The sequence below is a fragment of the Microbacterium alkaliflavum genome (assembly GCF_044325405.1).
GTDB lineage: Bacteria > Actinomycetota > Actinomycetes > Actinomycetales > Microbacteriaceae > Microbacterium > Microbacterium alkaliflavum.
Genome location: NZ_JBIQWL010000001.1, coordinates 731001 through 756666, shown reverse-complemented (window position 1 = coordinate 756666; position 25666 = coordinate 731001). Strand labels below are relative to the sequence as shown.

Annotated in this window: 24 protein-coding genes and 1 tRNA gene; 15 read left to right on the top strand and 10 right to left on the bottom strand. The window is 71.0% G+C overall.

The window, feature by feature from the left end; genetic code table 11:
- Positions 1–73: 73 nt before the first annotated feature.
- The 5 genes from ACH3VR_RS03270 to sigK all read right to left on the bottom strand — a co-directional run bounded on the left by ACH3VR_RS03270 (position 74) and on the right by sigK (position 3323).
- On the bottom strand, positions 74–709 hold the full coding sequence (locus ACH3VR_RS03270) for a DNA-directed RNA polymerase subunit beta (protein WP_396639314.1): 636 nt from the start codon (positions 707–709) through the stop codon (positions 74–76).
- Positions 710–887: 178 nt separating this feature from the next.
- On the bottom strand, positions 888–1292 hold the full coding sequence (locus ACH3VR_RS03265) for a VOC family protein (protein ID WP_396639313.1): 405 nt from the start codon (positions 1290–1292) through the stop codon (positions 888–890).
- A gap of 66 nt (positions 1293–1358) precedes the next feature.
- Positions 1359–1706, bottom strand: coding sequence for a helix-turn-helix transcriptional regulator (locus ACH3VR_RS03260; RefSeq protein ID WP_396639649.1), 348 nt, complete (start codon positions 1704–1706; stop codon positions 1359–1361).
- 85 nt (positions 1707–1791) lie between these two features.
- Entirely contained in the window at positions 1792–2739 is a 948-nt protein-coding gene (locus ACH3VR_RS03255) for an anti-sigma factor (protein WP_396639312.1), read from the bottom strand.
- Complete coding sequence (gene sigK, locus ACH3VR_RS03250) at positions 2736–3323, bottom strand: ECF RNA polymerase sigma factor SigK (RefSeq protein ID WP_396639311.1); 588 nt, start codon at positions 3321–3323, stop codon at positions 2736–2738. Before sigK ends, ACH3VR_RS03255 begins: the two co-directional genes overlap by 4 nt.
- A 66-nt stretch (positions 3324–3389) precedes the next feature.
- Here sigK and ACH3VR_RS03245 point away from each other — a divergent pair, with 66 nt between their 5' ends.
- Positions 3390–4547 carry an SLC13 family permease gene (locus ACH3VR_RS03245; RefSeq protein WP_396639310.1) on the top strand — a complete coding sequence of 386 codons (1158 nt, stop codon included), beginning with the start codon at positions 3390–3392 and terminating at the stop codon, positions 4545–4547.
- Positions 4548–4682: 135 nt separating this feature from the next.
- Here the strand turns inward: ACH3VR_RS03245 and ACH3VR_RS03240 are convergent.
- Positions 4683–4755, bottom strand: a tRNA-Lys gene (locus tag ACH3VR_RS03240).
- A 284-nt stretch (positions 4756–5039) separates the two neighbouring features.
- Between ACH3VR_RS03240 and ACH3VR_RS03235 the strand changes: the two genes are divergently transcribed.
- The 7 genes from ACH3VR_RS03235 to ACH3VR_RS03205 all read left to right on the top strand — a co-directional run bounded on the left by ACH3VR_RS03235 (position 5040) and on the right by ACH3VR_RS03205 (position 14728).
- Positions 5040–6230: a serine/threonine-protein kinase gene (locus tag ACH3VR_RS03235; RefSeq protein WP_396639309.1), complete on the top strand. Its 1191-nt coding sequence runs from the start codon at positions 5040–5042 to the stop codon at positions 6228–6230.
- Positions 6227–6688 carry a hypothetical protein gene (locus tag ACH3VR_RS03230; RefSeq protein ID WP_396639308.1) on the top strand — a complete coding sequence of 154 codons (462 nt, stop codon included), beginning with the start codon at positions 6227–6229 and terminating at the stop codon, positions 6686–6688. Before ACH3VR_RS03235 ends, ACH3VR_RS03230 begins: the two co-directional genes overlap by 4 nt.
- 61 nt (positions 6689–6749) lie before the next feature.
- Positions 6750–10448, top strand: a complete 3699-nt coding sequence (locus tag ACH3VR_RS03225; protein WP_396639307.1) for a nitrate reductase subunit alpha — start codon at positions 6750–6752, stop codon at positions 10446–10448.
- Positions 10448–12112: a nitrate reductase subunit beta gene (gene narH / locus ACH3VR_RS03220; RefSeq protein WP_396639306.1), complete on the top strand. Its 1665-nt coding sequence runs from the start codon at positions 10448–10450 to the stop codon at positions 12110–12112. Before ACH3VR_RS03225 ends, narH begins: the two co-directional genes overlap by 1 nt.
- Positions 12109–12732, top strand: a complete 624-nt coding sequence (gene narJ, locus ACH3VR_RS03215; RefSeq protein ID WP_396639305.1) for a nitrate reductase molybdenum cofactor assembly chaperone — start codon at positions 12109–12111, stop codon at positions 12730–12732. Before narH ends, narJ begins: the two co-directional genes overlap by 4 nt.
- Positions 12732–13514, top strand: a complete 783-nt coding sequence (gene narI / locus ACH3VR_RS03210; protein ID WP_396639304.1) for a respiratory nitrate reductase subunit gamma — start codon at positions 12732–12734, stop codon at positions 13512–13514. The genes narJ and narI overlap by 1 nt, the downstream gene beginning before the upstream one ends.
- Entirely contained in the window at positions 13511–14728 is a 1218-nt protein-coding gene (locus tag ACH3VR_RS03205; RefSeq protein ID WP_396639303.1) for a nitrate/nitrite transporter, read from the top strand. The genes narI and ACH3VR_RS03205 overlap by 4 nt, the downstream gene beginning before the upstream one ends.
- Positions 14729–15014: 286 nt before the next feature.
- Here ACH3VR_RS03205 and ACH3VR_RS03200 read toward each other — a convergent pair whose 3' ends face one another.
- Both ACH3VR_RS03200 and ACH3VR_RS03195 read right to left on the bottom strand, forming a co-directional pair.
- Complete coding sequence (locus tag ACH3VR_RS03200; protein ID WP_396639302.1) at positions 15015–15593, bottom strand: isochorismatase family protein; 579 nt, start codon at positions 15591–15593, stop codon at positions 15015–15017.
- Positions 15590–17857 carry an MMPL family transporter gene (locus ACH3VR_RS03195; protein ID WP_396639301.1) on the bottom strand — a complete coding sequence of 756 codons (2268 nt, stop codon included), beginning with the start codon at positions 17855–17857 and terminating at the stop codon, positions 15590–15592. The genes ACH3VR_RS03200 and ACH3VR_RS03195 overlap by 4 nt, the downstream gene beginning before the upstream one ends.
- Positions 17858–17910: 53 nt before the next feature.
- Here ACH3VR_RS03195 and ACH3VR_RS03190 point away from each other — a divergent pair, with 53 nt between their 5' ends.
- On the top strand, positions 17911–18873 hold the full coding sequence (locus tag ACH3VR_RS03190; RefSeq protein ID WP_396639300.1) for an EamA family transporter: 963 nt from the start codon (positions 17911–17913) through the stop codon (positions 18871–18873).
- A 116-nt stretch (positions 18874–18989) separates the two neighbouring features.
- Here the strand turns inward: ACH3VR_RS03190 and ACH3VR_RS03185 are convergent, their stop codons facing one another.
- A complete protein-coding gene (locus ACH3VR_RS03185; protein WP_396639299.1) occupies positions 18990–19385 on the bottom strand; it encodes a hypothetical protein in 396 nt (131 codons plus the stop codon).
- A gap of 155 nt (positions 19386–19540) precedes the next feature.
- Between ACH3VR_RS03185 and ACH3VR_RS03180 the strand changes: the two genes are divergently transcribed.
- Both ACH3VR_RS03180 and ACH3VR_RS03175 read left to right on the top strand, forming a co-directional pair.
- Positions 19541–20536: a phosphotransferase family protein gene (locus ACH3VR_RS03180; protein ID WP_396639298.1), complete on the top strand. Its 996-nt coding sequence runs from the start codon at positions 19541–19543 to the stop codon at positions 20534–20536.
- Positions 20533–22140, top strand: coding sequence for a GMC family oxidoreductase (locus ACH3VR_RS03175; protein WP_396639297.1), 1608 nt, complete (start codon positions 20533–20535; stop codon positions 22138–22140). The genes ACH3VR_RS03180 and ACH3VR_RS03175 overlap by 4 nt, the downstream gene beginning before the upstream one ends.
- 52 nt (positions 22141–22192) lie before the next feature.
- On the opposite strand, the gene mftR is transcribed toward ACH3VR_RS03175, so the two are convergent.
- Complete coding sequence (mftR, locus tag ACH3VR_RS03170) at positions 22193–22867, bottom strand: mycofactocin system transcriptional regulator (protein WP_396639296.1); 675 nt, start codon at positions 22865–22867, stop codon at positions 22193–22195.
- Between the two features lie 88 nt (positions 22868–22955).
- On the opposite strand from mftR, the gene mftA reads away from it, so the two are divergent.
- From mftA to ACH3VR_RS03150, 4 genes are all read left to right on the top strand, one after another.
- On the top strand, positions 22956–23066 hold the full coding sequence (gene mftA, locus ACH3VR_RS03165; protein WP_396639295.1) for a mycofactocin precursor MftA: 111 nt from the start codon (positions 22956–22958) through the stop codon (positions 23064–23066).
- An 8-nt stretch (positions 23067–23074) separates the two neighbouring features.
- Positions 23075–23341: a mycofactocin biosynthesis chaperone MftB gene (gene mftB / locus ACH3VR_RS03160; RefSeq protein ID WP_396639294.1), complete on the top strand. Its 267-nt coding sequence runs from the start codon at positions 23075–23077 to the stop codon at positions 23339–23341.
- Complete coding sequence (mftC, locus tag ACH3VR_RS03155; protein ID WP_396639293.1) at positions 23338–24693, top strand: mycofactocin radical SAM maturase; 1356 nt, start codon at positions 23338–23340, stop codon at positions 24691–24693. The genes mftB and mftC overlap by 4 nt, the downstream gene beginning before the upstream one ends.
- Before the next feature lie 100 nt (positions 24694–24793).
- A complete protein-coding gene (locus tag ACH3VR_RS03150) occupies positions 24794–25654 on the top strand; it encodes a mycofactocin-coupled SDR family oxidoreductase (protein WP_396639292.1) in 861 nt (286 codons plus the stop codon).
- Positions 25655–25666: the final 12 nt, after the last annotated feature.

The window sequence follows — 25666 nt, the reverse complement described above, 5'->3', positions numbered from 1 at the left end:
GGGTTACTGCGGCCCGGCCATCACAGTCTAACGGACCCTGGGCCGAGAGTATTCCGGGCGCACCCGTCGGAGTTCAGGTCAGGGCGTCGCGGCGCCACAGCGCCGCGCAGGCGGCGAGATCGGCTGCATAGTCCGAGAGCCGCAGCGCCCGCGTTGTGAACGCCGACGCGCGCTCGGTCTCGCTGCGCTCGTAGTCATCGGCGAGATGCGTCGCGCCCGACGCCTGCACCCGGCAGAACGCCGCCGCGCGGTCGAGGGCGACGGCGAAGTCGCCCTCGAACAAGCCGCGCAGGATCGTGTCGACGAGCGTCACGAGCTCGTCGGGTCCGGCCGGGACGGGAGCTCCGGCGACGACGGGATCCGCCGACTCCAGCTCGGTGCGCCCCCGCTCGTAGAGCAGCGCCGCCGTCTGCGGATCGTCGTGGATCATGAGCTGCAGCAGATACAGCCGCCACAGCGCACCGGGCAGGGTCTTGGCCGGCGAGCGCGACCACAGCTCGGCGATGTCGTCGATCCCGTGCCGGTCGGTGAACGCCACGAGACGGTCGACGACCTCGCCGTCCGGGTTCTCGCGTACGCGTGTCAGGAGCGCCTGGGCCGTCGAATGCGCGACACGCGAGACCTCGGCGGGATCGTCCGCCGCGAACAGCCGGTCGAAGAGCTCCGCAGGACGCTTGACCGGCTTGTGGAAGTCCCTGGAGTCGCTCACTCGCTCCAGGCTACCGGCCCGACCAGCACGGGGGCTTCGGCGCCGACCGGCGCCGGCTCGCCGGCCGAGACCGCGACCGAGGCCCCGGCTCCGACCGGCACCGCCTCACCCGCGCCCGAAGCCCGGGCCTGGTCGCGAGCGGGCACCATCCATGGCAGGCACATCGTGCGGTGCCTGGTCAGGCCTGGTTGAGCCGGATGTGGTTGCCGGCGGGGTCGCGGAAGGCGGCATCCCGCGGGCCCCAGGCCTGCTCGATGGGCTCCTGCAGCACCTCGGCGCCGGAGGCGCGCAGGCGTTCGAAGGTCGCGTCGAGGTCGTCGGTCGCGAAGACGTAGGGGCCGGGGCCCGAGCCCTTCACGACGAGACGCTGCAGCTGGTCGCCGTCGTCGGGCGAGCGCCCCGCCGTGGGGTCGGACACGACGAGCGAAAGGCCGGGCTGTCCGGGGAATCCGAACGACACCCAGCGGTGGCCGTCGTACGCGACGTCGTTGACGATCTCGAGACCGAGGCCGTCGCGGTAGAAGGGGATCGCGGCGTCGACGTCGTCGACGGTGATGGGGCTGTAAGCGAGTGAAATGGTCATGGATGCCACGCTAGGGCGCGCGCCGCGCGCACGCTTCTCCGATCCTGCTCGGTTCGGAACGCCCCGTCACGCGTAGCGCGTGGGGCGCGTCAGGATCTTCGCGACGCACAGGGGCATCGCCTCGGCGGCGTCGTGCGGGCGCGAGCGATAGGACGACGGCGTCTCGCCGACGATCTCGGTGAACGTCGAGCTGAACGAGCCCAGCGACGTGGCCCCGACGGCGGTGCAGGCATCGGTCACCGACGCGCCCGCCCGCATGAGCGCCATCGCGCGCTCGATGCGGCGGGTCATGAGGTACGCGTACGGCGTCTCGCCGTAGGCGGCCTTGAACTCGCGGGAGAAGTGCGCGGGCGACATGAGCGCCTTCGCCGCCATCGTCGGCACGTCGAGCGGCAGCGCGTAGTCGCGATCCATGAGGTCGCGCGCGCGTCGAAGATGCGCGAGCGTCTGCGCGGACTGCGACTGCCGGACGGATGCCACGTCTGAAGGCTACCCGGCCCTACGACGTGGGGATCGTCAGGATCGGCGTCGACGACGGCTGTCCCGTCGGCGACCCGCCCTGGGGCTCGACCGTGACGGCGATGGTGTCGCCGCTCTGGACGGCGCCCTGGAGGAGCGCCGTCGCGTCGCCCGCCTTGTCGGTGTCGAACAGCCCCGCCGACACGGCGCCGTCAGCGCGCACGAACCACATCTGGTAGGTCTCGTCGGCTCCCGCCTCGTCGAGGCCATCGGCCACGAGCACGGCCTTGCCGACCGACGGCGACCAGTGCGCCGTCGCCGTACCGCCGCCCTCGACCTCCACGGTCGCCGTCTCTCCGTCGGCGGCGCCGTCGATCTGGTTCAGCGCGCGGATCTCGGCAGGCTCGCGCAGGCGGTCGCCGAGGTACGCGACGCCGGTTCCGATCGCGATGAGGAGGACGAAGGATGCCGCGGCCGCGAGCAGCCCGCGCGTCCAGTTGCGGCGCGCCACCGTCTGGATCGCCTCGGTCGACGGCGGGGGCTCGTTCACGGCCCGGAACGTCGGCGGAACCTCATCGGGCTGGGCGATGGCGTCGACATCGGCTGTGAGCGACGGCGCCTCAGCCGCTTCGTCCGCGGGCGGCGCCGGCTCGGCCGGCCGGAAGTACACCTCTGGAGGCAGCAGCGGGAGCGGCGGCGCCTCGATGTCCGGGTAGAGCGGAGGCGCATGGAACACGCCATCCTCGGCCGGCTCATCGGCGGCTTCGGCACCCGTGATGCGCGCGAGAAGCGCGGCCCGCACCTGCGCGGGCGGCTCGACCTCGGCGACGCCGTCGGCGAGCGCCGCAGCGGTCGCGGCATCCGCATCGACGATCCCTGCCCACTCGGGATGCTCGGCGAGAGCCTCCTGGAACGCGCGCTCGTCGTAGATGGTCAGCGATCCGAGCACATGCCCGGCGGCGAGCTCGGCGAACTGGTGCACGTTCACGACGCCACCCCCAGCTCCGTGCGCAGTCGCGACAGGCCGTCGCGTGTTCTCGTCTTGATGGTTCCCAGGGGCGCACCCACGAGCACCGCGATCTCGCTCTGGCTGTAGCCGCCGTAATAGGCGAGCGTGATCACGTCGCGCTGCGCGTCGGGCAGCGCTGCCACTGCCCGGGCGATGCGGCGCCCTTCGATGCGCAGCTCGGCCTGCTCGGCCACACCGTCGAACGGCACGTCGAGATCACGCCGTCCGATGCGTGCGTCCCGGTCGACGCTCGCCTGCGCCGACCGCACTCGATCCACGGCCCGGCGATGCGCGATCGTGAGCACCCACGCCCTCCCCTGACCTTTGTTCGGAGCGAAGCGATCGGCGGATTGCCACACCTCGAGGAAGACCTCCTGCAGCACCTCCTCGCTCTGCGCCCGGTCGACGAGCACGCGGAGGATGAGGCCGAACACGCGGGGGGCCAGCATGTCGTACAGACGGGCGAAGGCCGACTGCCCGCCCGCCGCGATCTCGATGAGCAGATCGCCGGCATGATCGACGACGGCGCCCTCATCGGGAACGTCCATGCCGTCGATGACCACAGAACCAGCATGCCCTAGCCCGCTGTGTGACCGCACAACCGCGCGTCGAACCGCAAACCGACGAGGATGGTCGACGTGCCGATCGCCGTCATCGGAGCCGTCCTGCTCCTCCTGAGCGCCGGCGCGGTCGCGCTCGGCATCCTGCCGGTCTCCGAGGTGCTCGTCATCTCCGACCGGGTGTGGCCGATCCTGCTCTTCGTCGTCGCGATCACCGTCGTCGCCGAACTCGCGGCGCTGGCGGGCGTCTTCGATCTCGCGTCCGCGTTTCTGGCACGACTCGCACGCGGCCGTGTCTGGGCGCTGTGGCTGCTGGTCGTCGCACTCGCGGTCGTCGCGACGGCATTCCTGTCCCTCGACACGACGGCCGTGCTGCTCACCCCCGTCGTCATCGCGGTCGCGCGGGCGCACCGCCTCGATCCGCTTCCCTTCGCCTTCACGACGGTCTGGCTCGCCAACACCGCGTCACTCGCGCTGCCGGTCTCGAACCTCACGAACCTCCTCGCCGTCGAGCGGCTCGACGTGGATGCCCGCACGTTCATCGCCCTCCTGGGACCGTCGGCTGTCATCGCGATCGGGGTCACGGTCGCGCTGCTGTGGATCGTCTTCCGCCGACGCCTGCGCGGCCGATTCCCTCAGGCGCCAGACCCCGCCATCGGCGACCGGCTGCTGACCTGGTGCGCCGGCGGCGTCGTCGTCGTGCTGCTGCCCCTCCTCGTCTCGGGGATTCCCCCGTGGATGCCGGCATCGGTCGCCGCCGTCGCGCTCGTGCTGCTGTACGCGTGGCGATTCCCCCGGGCCCTGCGCTTCTGGCTCCTGCCGTGGCAGTTGGTCGTCTTCGCGAGCGGGCTCTTCCTCGCCGTCGGGGTGCTGGAATCGATCGGCGCCGAGGTCGTGCTGGACGCCCTCGCGGGCACGGGAGACGACCTGTTCGCCCTCTGGCGTCTGTCCGGAATCGGGATGCTGGGCGCCAACGCCGTCAACAACCTCCCCGCCTATCTCGCGCTCGAGGGCGTCGCCTCCTCCCCCGCCCGTCTCGGGGCCCTGCTCATCGGCGTGAACGCGGGGCCGCTCATCACGCCGTGGGCGTCGCTCGCGACGCTGCTCTGGCATGAGAGGCTCCGCCCCGAAGGCGTGAGCGTGTCGTGGCGGTGCTTCGCGCTCCTCGGCCTGGTGGCGGCGCCGCTCACCGTCGCGCTCAGCGTTCTGCCGCTGGCATGGCGATGAGCGGGCCGATGCGAAACGGGCGCCCTCTTTCGGTGAGCGCCCGTGGCCCCCGTGGGGCCCGCCCACAAGTGCGTTCTCGACGACACGGGGTCAACGCGAGAAATCGGCGCCCCTTCGGGACGCCGATTTCTCGCGTGGGCCCCGTGGGGCTCGAACCCACGACCCGCGGATTAAAAGTCCGATGCTCTACCGACTGAGCTAGAGGCCCGCGACCCCCAAGCCTACTTCGCCCGGCCGAGCATCGAAGCCGCGTCGAGGCAGGGGGTTTCGCCGAGGCAGGGGGACGGGACGCCCCGGCTCGGCGGAATCCCCTGCCTCGCCGGAAGACGGTCCGCGCGGCCCACACGGTGAACCCCCGGCATCCCGCATCTCGTGCCACTAAGTGGAAGCCAAGTCAAGCGGGTCCAGGACTGTCAGGCTGGGAAGGTAGGTTGCTGGCATGAACCCCACCGCCGGAGCCCGACCGGTTCACCGCATGCCAGGCGGCGTGTCGTGACCGATCTGCGACCCCGCATGGACATCGGGACGGGCGATATCCTCGGCGGCAGGTACCGACTCGACGAGGCGATCGGCGAGGGCGGTATGGCGCGCGTCTATCGCGCAGAGGATCTCGCCCTCGAGCGACCCGTCGCCATCAAGGTCATGCGCGGACCCGCCGAAGGCACCCCCGCACGCGAGCGCGTCCGTTCGGAGACGACGCTTCTCGCCGGCCTCAGCCATCCGTCGCTCGTGACCCTCTTCGACGCGCACATCTCCTCGGTCGAGCCGAGCTACCTCGTCATGGAGTACGTCGAGGGCAAGACCCTGCGCGACCGGCTCGACGCCGGCGGTCCCCTTCCCCCCGACGAGGTGGCGGCCCTCGCGGTCGACCTCTCCGAGGCGCTCCACGTCGTGCACGAGAAGGGCATCGTGCACCGCGACATCAAGCCCTCCAATGTGCTGCTGTGGCCGTCGCCCCTGCCCGACCGCGAGTTCCGGGCGAAGCTCACCGACTTCGGCATCGCCTACCTGCTCGACGCGACGCGCGTCACCTCCCCCGGCACGGTCATCGGCACCGCGGCCTACCTCGCGCCCGAACAGCTCCGCGGCGAGAAGCCCGCGCCCGCCGCCGACATCTACGGGCTGGGGCTCGTCCTGCTCGAGGCGCTGACGGGCCGGCGCCCCTTCCCGAACGCCGTCGGCCACGAGGCCGTGCTCGCGCGGCTCTCGGTCGCGCCCGAGATCCCGGACGATCTGCCCGGCACATGGCGCGCGATGCTGGCCGCGATGACGGCCGCCAACCCCGCGCGTCGCCCGACGGCCCTGCAGGTCGCCCTTGCGGGCACCGCTCTGAGGGAGCGGCATCCCTCGACCGGCGAAGTGCTGGCCGCCTTCATGGATCCCGCCGCCACGGCGCCCGAGGCGCTTCCGGCCCCGCCGGCCCCCGAATTCGACACACGCACGCTCGTCTTCGCGCCTCCGCCACCTCCGCTCCCGCCCGCGGCCGCGCACCACGCCACGCCGCGCAGCCGCGTCGTCCTGATCCTCGCGGGCGTCGTCGCGCTCGTGATCGCGGTCGCCTTCGCGATCGGCATCGCTGCAGCCGTGAACTCGGCCAGCCCCGAGCCGCTGCCGAGCCTGCCCGCGAACGAGGAGCCCCTCGGCACGCACCTGCACGACCTCCTCGAGTCGGTGACCCCGTGATCGGGCAGCGCTTCGCCGCCGCGTGCGCGGGTGCCGCCCTGGCCGTGGCGCTGGCGGGCTGCGCGCCGCAGTCATCCCTCGATTCCGCCGCGGGCGCGCAGATGCAGGATGCCGTGGTCAGCGTCGCTCAGGCCGCCGCCTCCGGCGACCCCGCCGGCGCGTCGACGCAGCTCGACGGACTCCAGGCCCAGCTCGACGCCGCCATACACAACGACAAGGTGACCGCCGCGCGGGCCGCACGCATCCAGACCGCGATCGACGCCGTGCGCGCCGACCTGCAGGCGCTCCTCGCCCCACCACCCGCTCCTGAGCCGAGCGCGACGCCCGCGGTGACCCAGCCGAGCGGCACAGATGACGGCGGCGGAGATAAGGGCGGAGGCAGCGACAACAGCGGCCCCGGCAACAACAACGGCAACGGCAACGGCAGCAACGGGAAGGGCAAGTCGGGCAAGGACTGACGACTCCGACACGCCTGCAGCGCTCTGGCGCGTCGCGAGTGGCCTCGCTAGTGTCCGAGGCATGACGCCCCGCATCGGTGTGGATGGTCCGGCTTCAGACGCGCTCCTCGCCACGGGGCGCTATTTCACTCGGTGGGAGCAGACCGACGACCACCGCGCGGCGTTCCTGAAGGGCGGCCGCGACGGCGACGTGTTCTACCGCGATCGCTGGAGCCACGACAAGGTCGTCCGGTCGACGCACGGCGTGAACTGCACGGGTTCGTGCTCGTGGAAGGTGTACGTCAAGGACGGCATCATCACGTGGGAGGCGCAGGAGACCGACTACCCCACCGTCGGCCCCGACCGGCCCGAATACGAGCCCCGCGGATGCCCCCGCGGGGCCGCGTTCTCCTGGTACACCTACTCCCCCACCCGCGTGCGGTATCCGTACGTTCGGGGCGTGCTGCTCGACGCGTATCGCGCCGCCCGATCCCAGGGCAAGGACCCGGTCGAGGCCTTCCACGCCGTGAGCACCGACCCCGACACGAGGAGGCGCTACCAGCAGGCGCGCGGCAAGGGCGGCCTCGTCCGCGCAACATGGGCCGAGGCGGTCGAGCTGGTCGCCGCCGGCTACGTCCACACGATCAAGGAGTACGGCCCCGACCGCGTCGCGGGGTTCTCCCCCATCCCGGCGATGTCGATGGTGTCGCACTGCATCGGCACGCGGTTCACGCAGCTCGTCGGCGGCGTCATGACGTCGTTCTACGACTGGTACGCCGACCTTCCCGTCGCGAGCCCGCAGGTTTTCGGCGATCAGACCGACGTGCCCGAGTCGGGCGACTGGTGGGATGCAACCTACCTCATGATGTGGGGCTCGAACGTGCCCGTCACGCGCACGCCCGACGCGCACTGGATGGCCGAGGTGCGCTACCGCGGCACGAAGGTCGTGACGGTGAGCCCCGACTACGCCGACAACACGAAGTTCGCCGACGAGTGGCTGCCGTGCCAGGCGGGCACGGATGCCGCGCTCGCGATGGCGATGGGCCACGTCGTGCTGACCGAGAACTACGTCGGGCGCCGCGTGCCGTTCTTCGTCGACTTCGCCCGCCAGTACACCGATCTCCCCCACCTCGTGCGGCTCGTCGAGCGCGACGGCGCGTACGTCCCCGCGACGTTCCTCACGTCGAAGGACCTCGGCGCCGCGGCGCCCGAGGAGGAATGGAAGACGGTGGTGCTGGATGCCGCGACCGGCGCGCCGCGCGTGCCGAACGGCTCGATGGGCTTCCGCTACGCCGAATCGGGCGAGGGCCGCTGGAACCTCGACCTCGAGGGCGTGCTCCCCGCCCTGTCGACGCGCGATGCGAAGGTGCTGCGGGAGGACGTCGAGGTGCTCCTCCCCCGCTTCGACTCTCCGGACGGCGAGGGCGGCGTGCTGCGCCGCGGCGTGCCGGCGACGCGAGTGGGAGGCATCCTCGTCACGACCGTCCTCGATCTGATGCTCGCGCAGTACGGCGTCGCACGCGAGGGCCTTCCCGGCGAGTGGCCGTCGGGCTACGACGACGCCGAGACGCCCTACACGCCCGCGTGGCAGGAGGACATCACGGGCGTCCCGGCCGCCGCGTGCACCCGCATCGCCCGCGAGTTCGCCGCCAACGCCGTCGAGTCGAACGGCCGCTCCATGATCATCATGGGCGCCGGGATCTGCCAGTGGTTCCACGGGGATGCCACATACCGGGCGATCCTCGCGCTGCTGATCCTCACGGGCTCGATGGGCCGCAACGGCGGCGGCTGGGCGCACTACGTCGGCCAGGAGAAATGCCGGCCGATCACGGGCTGGCTCTCGCTCGCGAACGCCCTCGACTGGGCGCGGCCGCCGCGCACGATGATCGGCACGGCGTACTGGTACATGCACACCGACCAGTGGCGGTTCGACGGCTACGCCGCCGACGCGCTCGCCTCGCCGCTCGCCGAGGGGCACCTCGCGGGCATGCACACCGCCGACACGATCGCGCAATCGGCCCGGCTCGGGTGGATGCCGTTCTACCCGCAGTTCGACGTCAACCCGCTCGATCTCGCCGACCGGGCTGCGCAAGCCGTCGCGAAGGGCGAGGCGACGGATGCGGCATCCTTCGTCTCCGATGCCCTCGTCAAGGGCGACCTGCAACCGGCGATCGCCGATGTCGACGCCCCGGAGAACTGGCCACGCCTGCTGACGCTGTGGCGCTCGAACCTCATGGGATCGAGCGCCAAGGGCAACGAGTACTTCCTCAAGCACCTCCTCGGCACGCACAGCAACGTGATGGCGTCGGACGAGGCATCCGTCCGCCCGAACGACGTCGTGTGGCGCGACGAGATCCCCGAAGGCAAGCTCGACCTGCTCGTGTCGGCCGACTTCCGCATGACGTCGACGACGCTCCTGTCGGACGTCGTGTTCCCCGCGGCGACCTGGTACGAGAAGCACGACCTCTCATCGACCGACATGCACCCGTTCGTGCACGCCTTCACGCCGGCGATCGACCCGCCGTGGGAGGCCAAGAGCGACTTCGACCTCTTCCACGCGATCGCGGAGCGCTTCTCGGCGCTCGCCCGCACCCACCTGGGCACGCGCCACGACCTCGTATCGGTGCCGATGCAGCACGACACGCCGGGCGAGACGACACAGCCCGGCGGCGCCGTGCGCGACTGGTCGCGCGGCGGCGGCCCCGCGATCCCCGGCAGGACGATGCCACAGTTCGTCGTCGTCGAACGCGACTACACCGCGATCGCCGACAAGCTCGCGGCCGTCGGGCCGCTGGCCGACAAGCTCGGCTTCACGATCAAGAACGTCACCTACGACGTCTCCCACGAAGTTCAGCGGCTCGCACAGAAGACGGGCGTCATGCTCGGCGGCGCCGCCGACGGACGGCCCGCGATGGACACCGACGTCAAGATGGCCGAGGCGATCCTCGCCTTCTCGGGCACGACCAACGGCGAGCTCGCGGCGCAGGGCTTCCGCACGCTCGAGAAGCGCGTCGGCAAGCCGCTCGCCGACCTCGCCGAGGGGTCGGAGGAGAAGCGCATCACGTTCGCCATGACGCAGGCGGCCCCGGTGCCGGTCATCACCTCGCCGGAGTGGTCGGGATCGGAGACGGGCGGGCGGCGCTACGCCCCGTTCACCGTCAACATCGAGCGGCTCAAGCCCTTCCACACGCTCACGGGCCGCATGCACTTCTATCTCGACCACGACTGGATGCGCGACCTCGGCGAGGCCCTGCCGATCTACCGCCCGCCGCTGGACGTGCACCGGCTGTTCGGCGAGCCGCGGCTCGGGCCCGACGGCGCCCAGCAGGTCGTCGTGCGGTACCTCACCCCGCACTCGAAGTGGTCGATCCACTCCGAGTACCAGGACAACCTCTTCATGCTGTCGCTCTCGCGCGGCGGGCCGACGGTCTGGATGAGCCCGCAGGACGCCGCGGCGATCGGCGCCGCCGACAACGACTGGGTCGAGTGCGTCAACTCGAACGGCGTCCTCGTCGCCCGCGCGATCGTGTCGCACCGGATGCCCGCCGGCGTCGTCTACGTGCACCACGCGCAGGAGCGCACGATCGACGTGCCGAAGTCGGAGGCGACCGGCCGGCGCGGCGGCATCCACAATTCGGTCACGAGGCTCCTCGTCAAGCCGACCCATCTCATCGGCGCGTACGCGCAGCTGTCGTACACGTTCAACTACCTCGGTCCCACGGGGAATCAGCGCGACATGGTCGCGACGATCCGCCGCCGCTCGCAGGAGGTGACCTACTGATGCGCGTCATGGCTCAGATGGGCATGGTGATGAACCTCGACAAGTGCATCGGATGCCACACGTGCTCCGTCACGTGCAAGCAGGCGTGGACCAACCGCGCCGGCACCGAGTACGTGTGGTTCAACAACGTCGAGACCCGGCCAGGCCAGGGCTATCCGCGCCGCTACGAGGATCAGGAGCAGTGGCGGGGCGGCTGGACGCTGAACCGGCGCGGCCGCCTGTCGCTGCGCACCGGCGGCCGGCTCAAGCGGCTCATCACGATCTTCTCCTCGCCGGTGCAGCCCAAGCTCGAGGACTACTACGAGCCCTGGACATACGACTATGAGACGCTCATCGACGCGCCGCTCGGCGACGACTTCCCCGTCGCGAGGCCGAAGTCGCTCATCACAGGCGAAGACACCAAGATCACGTGGTCGGCGAACTGGGACGACGACCTCGGCGGCGCGTCGGAGATGGGCCACCTCGACCCGATCGTCGAGAAGGTGCGCCGCGAGTCCGAGGACAAGATCAAACTCCAGTTCGAGCAGACGTTCATGTTCTACCTGCCGCGCATCTGCGAGCACTGCCTCAACCCGTCCTGCATGGCCTCGTGCCCGTCCGGCGCCATCTACAAACGCGCCGAGGACGGCATCGTGCTCGTCGACCAGGACCGCTGCCGCGGCTGGCGCCAGTGCATCACGGGATGCCCCTACAAGAAGATCTACTTCAACCACAAGACCGGCAAGGCCGAGAAGTGCACGCTGTGCTACCCGCGCCTCGAGGTCGGCATCCCGACGGTCTGCTCCGAGACGTGCGTCGGGCGCCTGCGGTACCTGGGCCTGTTCCTCTACGACGCCGACCGCGTCACCGAGGCCGCGTCGACGCCCGACGAGAAGGACCTCTACGAGGCCCAGCTCGACCTCATGCTCGACCCGAACGATCCCGAGGTCATCGCGGCCGTGCGGGCGCAGGGCGACATCCCGGAGGACTGGATGGATGCCGCGCGACGCTCACCCGTGTACGCCCTGGCGAAGACCTACCGCGTCGCGCTGCCGCTGCATCCGGAGTACCGCACGATGCCGATGGTCTGGTACATCCCGCCGCTGTCGCCGATCGTCGACCTGCTGCGCGACCAGGGACACGACGCCGAGTCGGCGGGCACGCTGTTCGGCGCGATCGAGGCGCTGCGCATCCCCGTCGAGTACCTCGCGGAGCTGTTCACGGCGGGCGACACCGACATCGTGACGAGCGTGCTGTGGCGGCTCGCAGCGATGCGTTCGTACCTGCGCGACATCACGCTCGACCGCGAGCGCGACGAGTCGATCCCGCAGTCGGTAGGGATGACGGGCGAGGCCGTCTACGCGATGTACCGGCTGCTCGCGATCGCGAAGTACGAGGATCGGTACGTCATCCCGACGGCGCACTACGAGCAGGCGCACGAGCTCGAGGAGCTCGGCTGCTCGCTCGACTTCGACGGCGGGCCCTACGAGTCGGGGCCGTTCGGCGAGGCGAGCGGCAAGCCGCAGCCCGTCGCGGTCGAGACGTTCCAGGCGCTGCGCGACCGGCAGACGTCGGACACGGCGGCATCCAGCGAGTCGTTGCGGGGTCGCGTGAACCTCTTGAACTGGGACGGCAACGGCGCGCCGCCGGGACTGTTCCCGCCTCGATCCGGGGGCGAGTCGTGAACGTCCGAGTGATCTACCAGGCGGCGTCGATCTGCCTGAGCTATCCCGACGACGCCGTGCTCGGCTCGGCGACCCTCATCGCGGCCGCGCTGCGCGAAGAGGCGCCGCAGGCTGCGGCATCCTTCTCCCCTCTGCTGGAGTGGTGGGCGACGACGCCGGCGTCGCTCGTGCGCACGACCTACGTCGACACCTTCGACATGTCCAAGCGGCACGCCCTGTACCTGAGCTACTGGACCGACGGCGACACGCGCCGCCGCGGACCCGTGCTCGCCGACCTCAAACGCCGCTATCGCGAGGCCGGCCTGACTCTCGCCGACACGGGCGAACTGCCCGACTACGTGCCGCTCGTACTCGAGTTCGCGCGGCACCACCCGCGCGACGGCGCGGCGCTCCTGCAGGAGTACCGCGCGAGCATGGAGCTCATCCGGCTCGCCCTCGCCGAGCGCGGATCGCCGTACGCGGGCGTCGTCGCGGCGGTGTGCGACACGCTCCCCGGCCGGTCGCCCGCGGATCGCCAGCAGGCGATGGCCCTCGCGGCGGCCGGACCGCCGACCGAGACCGTGGGGCTCGAGGCATCCGATCCGCGGCTCCTGCCGCTGCACCCGGTGGGGAGCCGCTGATGGAGCTGTTCCTCTGGGGCATCCTCCCCTACGTCATGGTCGCGGTGCTCGTCGGCGGCTCGATCTGGCGCTACCGCTACGACCAGTTCGGCTGGACGACGCGCTCGTCGCAGCTCTACGAATCGCGGCTCCTGCGGATCGGATCGCCGCTCTTCCATTTCGGCATCCTCGTCGTGATCATCGGGCATTTCGCGGGACTCGTCATCCCCAAGGCATGGACCGATGCGCTGGGCGTCTCGGAGGAGATGTACCACTTCGCCGCCCTCGCGTTGGGCACGGTGGCGGGGATCGCGACGCTGGTCGGCGTCGGCATCCTGATCTACCGCCGCCGCACGACGGGTCCCGTCTTCATGGCGACCACGAACAACGACAAGACGATGTACGTCGTGCTCGTCGCGGCGATCGTCGCGGGGCTCGCGACGACGGTGATCGGCGTCATCGGCCCGCACGAGGAGGTCACCTACCGCGACACCGTCGCGCCGTGGTTCCGGTCGCTGTTCGTCTTCCAGCCCGACATCCAGGCGATGAGCGAGGCATCCCTCGACTTCCAGATCCACACGCTCATCGGCATGGCCCTGTTCATGATCTGGCCGTTCACACGGCTCGTGCACGCCTTCACCGCGCCGATCCACTACCTGTTCCGCCCCTACGTCATCTACCGCTCGAGAGACGGCCGGCCCACGGCGGGGCGGGGCATCCGCCGCGGCTGGGCACCCGTCGGCACCCCCGACCGCTCGTCCGACAAGGCGGCCGGTCGCACGACAGGAAGGACACGCCGATGACGTCGACCGACGCGAGTGCCGTGCAGCCGGCGATTCTGCCGGGACGCACCCGCAATCTCCTGCTCGCCCTCCTCGCCTTCACGGTGACGTTCTGGGCGTGGAACATCATCGGGCCTCTCGCCGTCCAGTACACGGCCGACCTCGACCTCAACGCGACGCAGGCGTCGCTGCTGGTCGCGACGCCGGTGCTCGTCGGGTCGCTCGGCCGCATCCTGACGGGCGCGCTGACCGATCGCTTCGGCGGCCGGCTCATGTTCACGGTGCTCACGGCGGTCTCGGCGATCCCCGTCGTGCTCGTCGCGATCGCGGGCGCCGTCGGCTCGTACGGACTCCTGCTCGCGTTCGGGTTCCTGCTCGGCATCGCCGGCACGACGTTCGCCATCGGCATCCCGTTCGTCAACGCCTGGTACGAGCCCGCCCGCCGCGGCTTCGCGACGGGGCTCTTCGGCGCCGGCATGGGCGGCACGGCGCTGTCGTCGTTCTTCACGCCCCGCATGGTCGCGGCGTTCGGCTACGTGACGGCGCACCTCATCATCGCGGGCGCGCTGCTCGTCGTCGCGGTCGTCGTGTGGCTGTTCATGCGGGACTCGCCCGTGTGGAAGCCCAACACGACCCCCGTCATGCCCAAGCTCCGAGCGGCGTCGAAGCTCGCCGTGACCTGGCAGATGGCGTTCCTCTACGCCGTGACGTTCGGCGGGTTCGTCGCGTTCTCGACCTACCTGCCGACGTACCTGCACACGATCTACGGCTACGACCTCCCCGACGCCGGAGCGCGCACGGCGGGCTTCGCGATCGCCGCCGTCATCGCACGCCCTGTCGGCGGATGGCTCTCCGACCGCGTCGGACCGGCCGTCGTGCTGTCGATCTCGCTCGCGGGCGCGGCGATCATGGCCGTCGTCATCGCGCTGCAGCCGCCGCCCGAGCTCGCGGCGGGAGCATCCTTCGTCGTCATGGCCGTCTTCCTCGGCCTCGGCACGGGAGCCGTCTTCACGTGGGTCGCGCAGCGAGCGCCTGCGGAGAAGGTGGGCACCGTGACGGGCATCGTCGGCGCCGCGGGCGGCCTGGGCGGCTACTTCCCGCCGCTCGTCATGGGCGCGACGTACAACGCCGAGGCGAACAGCTACGGCATCGGCCTCGCGCTGCTGTGCCTCACGGCGCTCGTGGCGCTCGGGTTCACGATCTTCCTCGCCCGGCGGTACCGAGCCCAAGGCTGACTGCGGTCCGGGTTCCGCAGGTTCGGGATGCCGCGAACCTGCGCTACCCGGATCTCGAGCCCGCGCCCGAGCGCTGCGGGGAAATCGCACGGCGCACCGGCAGCGCCCGGCGCGCCATGCACTATCCCCGCGGATATGCACGGGATGCCTCGCACCGCGGCATCCACTTCCCCTCCCCGCGTGCACAGCTGCGGGGAAATCAGCCGACACGCCGGTGGCGCCCGGCGCGCCCTGCACCATCCCCGCGGATATGCACGGGATGCCGCGAACCTGCGCTTCCCGGCGCTCAGACGCCGGAAGGCACCAGCTCTGCGCCCGCATGCGCGAGTTCGGCGAGCGCCGCGTCGCTCGTCTCCGCCGCGACGCCGGCGACGAGGTCGGTGAGGATGCGCACGTGCCGGCCGTGCTCGATCGCGTCGAGTGCCGAGGCGCGCACGCAGTAGTCCGTCGCAAGGCCCGCGACGTCGACGTCGACGACGCCGGCCGACTCGAGCAGGTCGGACACCCGCTCGCCCTCGTCGGTCGTCCCCTCGAAGAGGGAGTACGCGGGGCGCCCCTGTCCCTTCTTCACGTGGTGGGTCACGGCCGACGTGTCGAGCCCCGCGTCGTACTCGGCGCCCTCCGTGCCGCTCACGCAGTGCACGGGCCAGGAATCGACGAAGTCGGGCTCGGGGTGGAAGTGCCCGCCGTTGTCGTTGTCGCCGTCGTGCCAGTCGCGGGACGCGACGATGACGGCGTACTCCCCCGCATGCCCCTCGAGGTACCGGGTGATGCGCTCGGCGACGGCATCGCCGCCCGCGACGCCGAGGGCGCCGCCCTCCGTGAAGTCGTTCTGGACGTCGACGATGAACAGGGCTTTGCTCATGATCCGAGCGTACGCGCCTCGCTTTCGACGAGGGCCGGAGGGGATGCCTCGACCGGGGTCGCGGCATCCTTCCGCCACAGTCGCGAGGGCCACCAGATCGCCCGTCCGATGTCGTAGGTCGCGGCGGGGACCAGCAGCGAGCGCACGACGAACGTGTCGAGCAGCACACCGAAGGCGACGATGAACGCGATCTGCGCGAGGAACAGGATCGGGATGACGCCGAGCGCCGCGAACGTCGCCGCGAGTACGAGCCCCGCCGACGTGATGACGCCGCCCGTCGCCACGAGGCCGCGCAGGATGCCGGGTCTCGTGCCGTGCAGGAGCGACTCCTCGCGCACCCGCGACATGAGGAAGATGTTGTAGTCGACGCCGAGCGCGACGAGGAACACGAAGCCGTACAGCGGCACGGCGGGGTCCGCGCCCGGGAATCCGAACACGAGGTTGAACACGATCGCGCTGACGCCGAGCGCCGCGGCGAACGAGATGATCACACTCAGGATCAGCAGGACGGGCGCGAGGATCGCGCGCAGCAGCAGCATGAGGATCAGCAGGATCACGCCCAGCACGACGGGGATGATGAGCGTGCGGTCGCGGATCGACGTGTCGTTCGAGTCGATGTCGGTCGCCGTGACGCCGCCGACGATCGCGGTCCCCTCGCCGAGCGCCGTGTCGAGGTCGTCGCGCAGCTGCGTGACGGTCTCCTCCGCCGCGACGGAGTCCGCCGCGTCGGTCAGGGTGCCGACGAGGAGCACGTCGCCGTCGGACACGGTCGGCTCGGGCGCCGGGGTTCCGGGCGGCCCCTGCGCCGTCAGCACGGCCTCGCCGTCCTTCACCTCGACGGACGCCTGTCCGGTCGGAGAGTCGGCGGACGCCACGGCCACTGTGTCGATGCCGTCGCTGTCGTCGAGCACGGTCGCCGCCTCGACAAGCTGCTCCCGCGGCACGATGACGTACACGGGGCTGCCCGAACCGGCCGGGAAGTGGTCGGCGAGCACGTCCTGGCCGTCGCGCGCCTCGGAGTAGCCGAGGACGAGATCGCTCGACGGCACGCCGTCGGCCTTGAGCTGCAGCATCCCGGCCGAGGCCACGAGGAGCACGATCGTGCTGATGATCCAGACGGGCCGCGCGCGGCGTGCGATGAGGCGCGCCTGCCGAGGCCAGAATCCCTTGACGGGCTGCGTGAGGTCGTCGGGCAGGGGCTTGATCGGCTCCTTCGGGATGAACGGCCAGAACGCGGACCGGCCGACGACGGCCAGGAGCGCCGGAAGGAACGTCAGGGCCGAGAGCACGGCGAACGCGATGCCGATCGCGGCGATGGGCCCGAGCGCGCGGTTCGTCGCGAGGTCGGAGAGCAGGAGGCACAGCAAGCCCGCGATCACGGTGCCGCCCGAGGCGAGGATCGGCTCGAACGCTCCGCGCCAGGCGCGGGTCGTGGCATCCCATCTCCCGAGACCGTCGGCCACCGCCTCGCGGAACCTCGCCACATAGAGCAGCGCGTAGTCGGTCGCCGCGCCGATCACGAGGATGAACAGGATGCCCTGCACCTGGCCGTTGAGCACGACGACACCGGCCTTGGCGAGCCACCACACGGTGAGCAGGGCCACGCACAGCGCGAACGTCGACGTCAGCAGCACGAGGACCGGGAGCAGCGGCGAGCGGTAGACGATCACGAGGATGACGAAGACGGCGATCAACGCGACCAGGAGCAGCAGCCCGTCGATGCCGAGGAAGCCCTCGACGAGGTCGGCCGTGAAGCCGGCGGGTCCCGTGACCCACGCCTGGAGGCCGTCGGGCAGCTGCTCGTCGAGCAGCGTGCGGACCGACTCGACCGTCTCGCCGACCTCGCCCGTCGAGTCGATCGGCACGAAGATCTGCGCCGCTTCGCCGTCTTCGGAGACGATCGGCGGTGAGACGTCCTCCGTGACTCCGTCGAGCGCGGCGATGTCGTCGGCGATCGACTGCAGGTCGGCGAGCTGCGCCTCGGTGAGCGCCTGATCGCCCTCCACCACGACGACGGCGGGGATCGTGTCGTTGCCGAGGAAGTCGGGCAGCCGCTGGCTCACCTCGGTCGCGTCCGCACTCTGCGGCAGGTAGGTCGACTGGTCGTTCGTCGAGACCTCGTCGACCTTCCCGAAGTACGGGCCGCCGATCGAGCCGCCGACCAGCCACACCAGGATGAGCAGCACCGGGATGCCGATCCGCAGCCACCTCGTCGGCTGCCGGGCTGCGTGGTGGGCGGTGCGGAGCTCACGGCGAGTCGACATATCGCTAGCTTATCTAGCAATCGCCGCTCTCGTGCGAACGTATGCTGAGTCGGATGCTCGCCGCCGCCGTCGCCCTCGCCGGAGCCCTCGTCTACGGGTCGGCGGACTTCCTCGGCGGGCTCGCGGCGAAGCGGCTCCGCTCCATCGTCGTGACGGCCGTGGCCGCGGCGACGGGCCTCGTGCTGCTGCTCCTCGCGGCCTACCCGGTCGTCGGGGGCGAGTGGATCCCGGCCGACATCGCGTGGGGGGTGCTGTCGGGCTTCACGGGCGCCATCGCCATCGTGCTGCTCTACGCGTGCCTCGCGATCGGGCCGATGAGCATCCTCTCGCCCCTCACCGCCGTCGTCTCGGCGATCGCGCCCGTGCTGTGGGCCCTGCTCGTGGAGGGCGAGACGCTGTCGTGGATCGGCTGCGCGGGGCTCGCCGTCGCCCTGGTCGCCGTCGTGCTCGTGGGCTTCATCCCCGGCGAGAAGGTCGTGCGCCCGAGCGCGCGGGGACTCCTCCTCGCGATCGGCGCGGGTCTCGCGATCGGCGCCTTCCTCATCGTGATCGACCGCACGAGCGACGAGAGCGGCGTCGTGCCGCTGATCGTCAACCGCTCGGTCAGCACGCTCATCACGTCCGCCGTCGTCGGCGTGCTCGCCCTCGTGGCCGTCCGCGCCGGGCGCCGGGCCGCATCGGTGTTCGCGGCCACGGGCGCTCGCCTCGGCGCGACGCCCACGGGGCACGCCGACCTCGAGCATGCGACGGAGTCGCCCGAACCCGAGGTCCGCCCGGGCATCGCGTCGGCGTGGTGGCTCGCGGCGGGCTGCGGCGCCCTGGACGCCACCGCGAACCTCGTCATCGTCTTCGCACTGCGACTCGGCGACCTCGCGATCGTGTCGGCCCTGACCGCGATGTATCCCGCGGGCACGATCCTGCTGGCCGCCGTCGTTCTGCGCGAGCGCATCGCCGGCGTGCAATGGCTCGGTCTCGGCCTCGCGCTCGCCGCCGGGGCGATGCTCGCGCTCGCCTGAAGCCGTCAAGGTCGATTCGAGGTCCGGGAAACGCCGATTCCCGGCATCCCGAACCTGCGGAACCCGGACCGCAGACGTGCCCGCACCCACGGGCGGCGCGGCTCCGATCCGGGCGGTCAGCCCCGGACGAAGAGCAGCACCCACGACACGATCATCGCGATGATGCCGAGGGCGAGGAGGCCGCCCGCGAGCAGCGCGACGGCGCGGACGGCCGGGGAGCCGTGGGTGAGGCGCATGCGGTTGCTGCGGCCGCGGCGGTAGAAGATGTCGGCCATGTCGTGGTCGCCGATCTGGTGCGCCTGATCCGCCGTCAACACCGCGCCGTTGACGCCGCCGTCCTCATCGAACCAGCGCACGACCGTGCTGTCGTCGCCGTGCTCCACGACGGCGCGCGCCGTGAGCCACGTGCCGTCGGCGAGTTTGAGGATGAGCGCCAGCAAGCCGAGCAGGAGTCCTGCGCCGATGCCTACCCACGTGAAGATCTCGATCACGGCGTCGATCGCGTGCTCCATCGGCTCCTCACGGGGTTCGGCGGGTCAAATCTAACCGATCCCGCGGCACGCTCCCGTCCATGGGGAGCGAGCCGGAGCGGCCCGCTCCCCCGTCACGGGATATCGTGAGCACGCGGTCAGGCCCGATCGAGCAGCCCGAGCCGCGACGAATCCCCATGGACAGCAGAACCAAGAACCGTCAGCCGGCTGCCGTCATCGAGGCCATGATCGCGGCGGCCTACGGCGACAGCGAGGTTCCCGCACGGGCGGACTCGATCGCCGAACTGGAGCGCGGCTGGTTCAACGCCGTCTACGCGGTCCGGCTGCGCAGCGCCAGGCGCGTCGTGCTGAAGATCGGCCCGTCGCCGCGCACGCCGGTGCTCACCTACGAGCGCCGGATGCTTTCGAACGAGCTCGCCGCCCTGGACGTCATCGCGCGCTCGACCGACGTTCCCGTGCCGGCGGTCGAGTTCGCCGACACCTCGGGGGCCGTCATCGACGCGCCGTGGTTCTTCATGACGCGCATCGAGGGCGAGAACCTCGGCGCGCTCCTGGACGGCGGCGCGGTGCCGGAGCCCGAGGCCGAGGCGCTCCTGCGGGAGATCGGCGCGACGAACCGGGCCCTCAATGCCATCGAAGGGCCCGCGTTCGGCTACCTGACAGGACCGGCGTTCCCGACGTGGCGCGAAGCGTTTTCCGCCATGATCGCCGACCTGCTCGCCGACGCCGATGGCGCTCGCGTCGACCTCGGCCTGAGCGGCGAGCGCATCCAAGGCGTGGTCGCCGCGCACGCGGGGTCGCTCGACGCGGTGAGGCGCCCCCGCCTCGTGGAGTGGGACCTCTGGCCGGGGAATGCCATCGTCGACGGCGGCCGGATCACGGGCATCGTCGACCACGAGCGCGCCCTCTGGGGCGATCCACTCATGGAGGCCGGTTTCCTCGGGAGCGCAGTGCCCATCTATCCCGGCGGCGGCGCGTTCCTGCGCGGCTACGGAGACGCAGGCTTCGGAGTGGATGCCTCGACCCGGCGCCTGCTCTATTCGCTCCACCTCGTGCTCATCATGATCATCGAGCCCGCCTTCCGCGGGCTGCAGGACGTCGGGCAGGCCCCGTGGAGCCGGGGGCGCCTCGCGGCGATCGTCGAGCGCCTCGAGAACAGCGGCCGGCAGTGAGGACCGAGACGTTCGACTTCGTCGTCGTGGGTTCGGGCGCGGCCGGCTCGGTGCTCGCGCACCGGCTCTCGGAGGGTGGGCGCCATTCCGTCCTCGTGATTGAGAGCGGCTCCTCCGACCGCAATCCCCTCCACCGCGTGCCGAAGGGCTTCTTCTTCACCCTCCGCGGCACCCGCTACTCGCACCACTATCCGACCGAGCCGATCGAGGGCACCGACACGCGGGAGCTGTGGATCCGGGGGAACGTCGTCGGCGGCTCCACGACGGTCAACGGGCTCATGTACCTGCGCGGGTCGAAGGCCGACTACGACCTTCTCGAGGCACGCACGGGTTCGCCGCGGTGGGGATGGGTCGGCTTCCTGGCCGCGTACCGCGCGATGGAGGACCACGCCCTGGGCGGCTCACCCCTGCGCGGTGCCGGAGGGGAGCTGCCCGTGTCGATCCGCGGCGCCGACGACGAGCTGACGCGCCGCGTGTGCGCCTCGGCGGCAGAGCTGGGCTGGGGATTCGTCGACGACGTCAACGCGCACGACGCCGAGCGCATCGGCTTCGCCCCCGAGACATCCCGCCACGGAGTGCGCGCGAGCGCGGCATCCGCGTTTCTGCGCCCGGCGCTCCGCCGCACGAACGTGAGCCTCGTCACCGACACGACGGCGACCCGGATCGTCCTCCGCCGCGGGCGCGCCGTCGCCGTCCACGGCATGCAGCGCGGTGCGCCCGTCGAGTTCGCGGCGCGACGCGAGGTGATCGTCGCAGCCGGCACCGTGGAGTCGGCCCTGCTGCTCGAGCGATCCGGGGTCGGCCGCGCCGACGTGCTTCACGGCATCGGGGTCGACCTCGCCGTCGAGTCGCCGAACGTCGGCGAGCGCGTGATCGAGCATCACGGCGCCGCCAATGTGCAGGTCGCGCTCACGAAGCGCCTCGGCGCCACCGAACGCCTGAACACCGTCCTGAAGCAGGGCGCATCGGGCGCCGGCTACGTGCTGAGCCGCCGCGGCCCCGTCAGCACGGGGTTCGCCGACTTCGCATTCCTGTCGAAGTCCGATCCGGGCCTGGACCGCCCCGACCTCATGGGGACGATCAGCTCCATCGCGATCGACCCCGGCGCGCCCCGCCTGGAACCCGCATCGCACTCCGGGATCTCGATCTCGATGTGGCAGATCCGGCCCGACACGACCAGCTCCGTCCACGCGACGAGCGCCCATCCCGCGCGGCCGATCGTGCGGCCGCGGTACTTCGAGACGGATCGCGACCGACGCGCCGCCGGCAACGCGCTCGCGGTGGCGCGGCGGCTTCTCGCGCAGACGCCCCTCGCCGAGGTGTCCGGCGGCGAGGACTTCCCGACGAAGGCCGTGGCGTCCGACCCGGCCGCGGCGATCGACTACGCCCGCAGGCACGGGTCGACGATCTACCACGCCGTCGGCTCATGCGCGATGGGACCGGGCGACGCCGACGTCGTCGACGCCGACCTCCGCGTGCGCGGAGTCGACGGGCTGCGCGTGGTCGACGCATCCGTGCTCCCCCTCCACGTGTCGGGCAACACGGCGGCGCCCGTCATGGCGCTCGCCTGGATCGCGGGCGGGATGATCGCCGACTCCGCCTGACCGGACGCGGCGAGACGCGACACGGCGCGACCCGTCGCGGCGTGACGCGGCGCTAAGGCGCGGAGTCGCCGAAGACGGCGCGCGACTGCGCGAACGCCGTCTCGAGGACTGTCAGCAGGTCGAGATCGTCGTCGGTGAGCCAGTGCTCGTACCCCGCCACGCACAGCCCGAGACACGCCCATGCGATCGCCTGCGGTTCGAGAGCGGATGCCTGCGTCCCGAGGCGCGCCGCGGCGTAGTCGGCGATCGCCTGGCGCCACGCGGCGTACCGCAGCGTGGAGTGCGCGGCGAGGCTCGGCACGTGGAGCAGAAGTCGCATCCGCTCTCGGTGCAGCGGCACCTCGTGCGCGGGGAAGCGGTTGAAGTCGATGATCGCGCCGACGATCGCCTCGATCAGCGACTGGTCGGGCGGCGAGGCGGCGAGGCGCACGCGCATCGCGGCGATGAGGGCGTCGAAGTCTCCCCACGGCAGGTCGTTCTTCGAGGGGAAATAGCGGAACAGTGTGCGACGTCCGATGCCCGCGGCGAGCGCGACATCGTCCATCGTCGTCTCGTCGAAGCCTTTCGCGAGGAAGAGCTCGAGCGCGATCCTGCTCAGCTCGCCATGCGTCGTGACGGGCGCGCGCCCCGGTCGTCGAGGCCCTGCGACGGGCTCGCCCTGCGCGGAGAGGTCCACGACGAGGACGATAGCGGATCCGCTCGCCTTCCATTCGGCACTGAGTGCCATTGCTCTTCCATTTGGCACTTGGTGTCATTAAAGTACCGAGCACGAGGGTGCGTCGAGGTCGACCGCCCGCCCCGACGAAGGAGCATCCGTGAACGAGAAGACGCCGGCGACGCAGACGTCCACCCCCTCCGAAGACGTCGTCGAGGTCGAATCGCTCGTCGAAGAGGTCTCGATCGACGGCATGTGCGGCGTCTACTGAGCCCCCGCATGACCCCTGAGTCGGCCTGGAACCTGCATCCGCAGGTCTCCGTGAGGCCCGAGCCGTTCGGCGCCCTGCTGTATCACTTCGGCACGCGGAAGCTGTCGTTCCTGAAGGACCGCACGCTGCTCGCGATCGTCGAGGCGCTCACCGACGCACCGGATGTGCGCACGGCGTGCGAACGCGCAGGCGTGCCGGAGCGCGAGCAGGCCCGCTACCTCCACGCTCTCGACACGCTCGCCGCGTCCGCCATGATCACGGAGCGTGCCGCATGACGATCGCGCCTCCGGCCCCGGCATCCACCCGTCCCGCGCGCCTCGTCGACCACTTCGAACTCGGGTTGGACGCCCCGATCTGCCTCACGTGGGAGCTCACGTATGCGTGCAACCTCTCGTGCGTGCACTGCCTCTCCAGCTCGGGGCGGCGCGACCCCCGCGAGCTCACGACCGAGGAATGCAAGGCCGTCATCGACGAGCTCGAGCGCATGCAGGTGTTCTACGTCAACATCGGCGGCGGCGAGCCCACGGTCCGCCCCGACTTCTGGGAGCTCCTCCAATACGCCACCGAGCATCACGTGGGCGTGAAGTTCTCGACGAACGGCGTCAAGATCACGCCGGAGGTCGCGTCGATGCTCGCCGCGAACGACTACGTCGACGTGCAGATCTCGCTCGACGGCGCGACCGCCGACGTCAACGACGAGATCCGCGGCCCCCGCTCGTACGAGACCGCGCTGCGCGCGATGCAGAACCTCAGTGACGCCGGCATGCGCAACTTCAAGCTGTCGGTGGTGTGCACCCGCACCAACATCCCGCAGCTCGACGAGTTCAAGGCGATCGCCGACCGGTACGGCGCACAGCTCCGCCTCACGCGACTGCGTCCCTCGGGGCGCGGCGCCGACGTGTGGGACGAGCTGCACCCCACCCGCGAGCAGCAGCGCGAACTCTACGACTGGCTCGTCGCCAACGGTGAGAACGTCCTCACCGGTGACTCCTTCTTCCACCTCTCCGCCTACGGCGAGGCTCTTCCGGGTCTGAACCTCTGCGGGGCGGGGCGGGTCGTCTGCCTCATCGACCCCATCGGCGATGTCTACGCGTGCCCGTTCGCGATCCACGACGAATTCCTCGCCGGCACCGTCCGGGCTCCTGGCGGCTTCGCGGGCGTGTGGCGCGAGTCCGAGCTCTTCCTGCGGCTGCGCCGGCCGCAGTCCGGCGGGGCGTGCTCGTCATGCCAGTTCTTCGACTCCTGCAAGGGCGGCTGCATGGCCGCGAAGTTCTTCACGGGACTGCCGCTCGACGGCCCCGACCCGGAGTGCGTGCGCGGCTTCGGCGAGGAGGCCCTCGCCAAGCGCAAGGATGAGGGCGGCGGCATCCCGAAGCCGTCGGGCGACCACTCCCACCTCACCTCGCCGCCGCGGCCCCGGTCCGGATTGGGTCCCGTGCGCGTGACCATCCAGCGCACGAAGGAGCCCGCTCGCCCGCCCGTCAGCGCGTGCGAGGAGGATCCGCTCGCGGGCTTCAGCCGCCCGCCCGTCACCGACTGCGATGAGAACCCGCTCGCAGGCGTCGTCATGAGAACCACCGGCGCCGACCGGCGCCACCAGGAGGGCAACCGCTCCGACCCCGCGTAGACCGCGCACTCCCGACGCTCGCGAGGAGGCGAGCGCCGAAGTGGTGCGCGTCCCACGCCCGGCCGTTCCGGCGCGCCCTCGAAACAGAGGGAGGAACGAGATGGGACTGCTCGACGGCAAGGTCGTGCTCATCACCGGCGGCTCACGCGGACAGGGTCGCGCCCACGCCGTGACCAGCGCCCGCGAGGGCGCGGATGTCGTGATCGTCGACACGCTCCAGCAGATCGGATCGGTCGCCTATCCGATGGCGCAGCAGACGGACTTCGACGAGACCGTCAGGCAGGTCGAGGCGCTCGACCGCCGAGCCGTCGCGGTCGAGGGCGACGTCCGCAGCCAGGCCGATCTCGATCGCGCCGTCGCCGAGGGCATCGCGCAGCTGGGAAGGATCGATGCGCTCGTCGCCAACGCCGGCATCTTCTCGCTCGCGCCCGCACATGAGCTCACCGAGGAGATGTGGGACGACATGATCGCCGTCAACCTGACGGGGGTCTGGAAGTCGGCGAAGGCGGTGCTGCCGCACATGATGGAGCGCGGCAGCGGCTCGATCGTGATGACGTCGTCGATCAACGGACTCGAACCCGGCGCGAACTACGTCCACTACTGCGCCGCGAAGTTCGGGGTGGTGGGCGTGATGAAGACCCTCGCCCTCGAGTACGCCAGGCACGGCATCCGCGTCAACGCCGTGCACCCGGGCGCGATCCTCACTCCCATGACGAGCTGGCAGGGCGCGTGGGACATGATGTCGGGCAAGCCGGCCGGCGAGGGCACCGAGGCCGACATGCTCGAGGCGGGTTACTCGTTCCACGCCCTCAAGGGCGCGGGGTTCCTCGCACCGGAGCGGATCGCGGACGCCGCCCTATGGCTCAACTCGGATCTCGCATCGGCGGTGACGGGCATCTCGGTGCCCGTCGACGCGGGTCACCTGCTTCAGCCGGGCTACAACCCCGACCCGGTCAAGTAGTCCGGCCAGCGC

What these genes read in the sequence shown, in the direction of transcription:
- ACH3VR_RS03265 (WP_396639313.1), bottom strand. Translation starts at nt 1,292, where the DNA reads ATGACCATTTCACTCGCTTACAGCCCCATCACCGTCGACGACGTCGAC.
- ACH3VR_RS03260 (WP_396639649.1), bottom strand. Translation starts at nt 1,706, where the DNA reads ATGGATCGCGACTACGCGCTGCCGCTCGACGTGCCGACGATGGCGGCG.
- ACH3VR_RS03245 (WP_396639310.1), top strand. Translation starts at nt 3,390, where the DNA reads ATGGTCGACGTGCCGATCGCCGTCATCGGAGCCGTCCTGCTCCTCCTG.
- ACH3VR_RS03225 (WP_396639307.1), top strand. Translation starts at nt 6,750, where the DNA reads ATGACGCCCCGCATCGGTGTGGATGGTCCGGCTTCAGACGCGCTCCTC.
- narH (WP_396639306.1), top strand. Translation starts at nt 10,448, where the DNA reads ATGCGCGTCATGGCTCAGATGGGCATGGTGATGAACCTCGACAAGTGC.
- narI (WP_396639304.1), top strand. Translation starts at nt 12,732, where the DNA reads ATGGAGCTGTTCCTCTGGGGCATCCTCCCCTACGTCATGGTCGCGGTG.
- ACH3VR_RS03205 (WP_396639303.1), top strand. Translation starts at nt 13,511, where the DNA reads ATGACGTCGACCGACGCGAGTGCCGTGCAGCCGGCGATTCTGCCGGGA.
- ACH3VR_RS03200 (WP_396639302.1), bottom strand. Translation starts at nt 15,593, where the DNA reads ATGAGCAAAGCCCTGTTCATCGTCGACGTCCAGAACGACTTCACGGAG.
- ACH3VR_RS03195 (WP_396639301.1), bottom strand. Translation starts at nt 17,857, where the DNA reads ATGTCGACTCGCCGTGAGCTCCGCACCGCCCACCACGCAGCCCGGCAG.
- ACH3VR_RS03190 (WP_396639300.1), top strand. Translation starts at nt 17,911, where the DNA reads ATGCTCGCCGCCGCCGTCGCCCTCGCCGGAGCCCTCGTCTACGGGTCG.
- ACH3VR_RS03185 (WP_396639299.1), bottom strand. Translation starts at nt 19,385, where the DNA reads ATGGAGCACGCGATCGACGCCGTGATCGAGATCTTCACGTGGGTAGGC.
- ACH3VR_RS03180 (WP_396639298.1), top strand. Translation starts at nt 19,541, where the DNA reads ATGGACAGCAGAACCAAGAACCGTCAGCCGGCTGCCGTCATCGAGGCC.
- mftR (WP_396639296.1), bottom strand. Translation starts at nt 22,867, where the DNA reads ATGGCACTCAGTGCCGAATGGAAGGCGAGCGGATCCGCTATCGTCCTC.
- mftB (WP_396639294.1), top strand. Translation starts at nt 23,075, where the DNA reads ATGACCCCTGAGTCGGCCTGGAACCTGCATCCGCAGGTCTCCGTGAGG.
- mftC (WP_396639293.1), top strand. Translation starts at nt 23,338, where the DNA reads ATGACGATCGCGCCTCCGGCCCCGGCATCCACCCGTCCCGCGCGCCTC.
- ACH3VR_RS03150 (WP_396639292.1), top strand. Translation starts at nt 24,794, where the DNA reads ATGGGACTGCTCGACGGCAAGGTCGTGCTCATCACCGGCGGCTCACGC.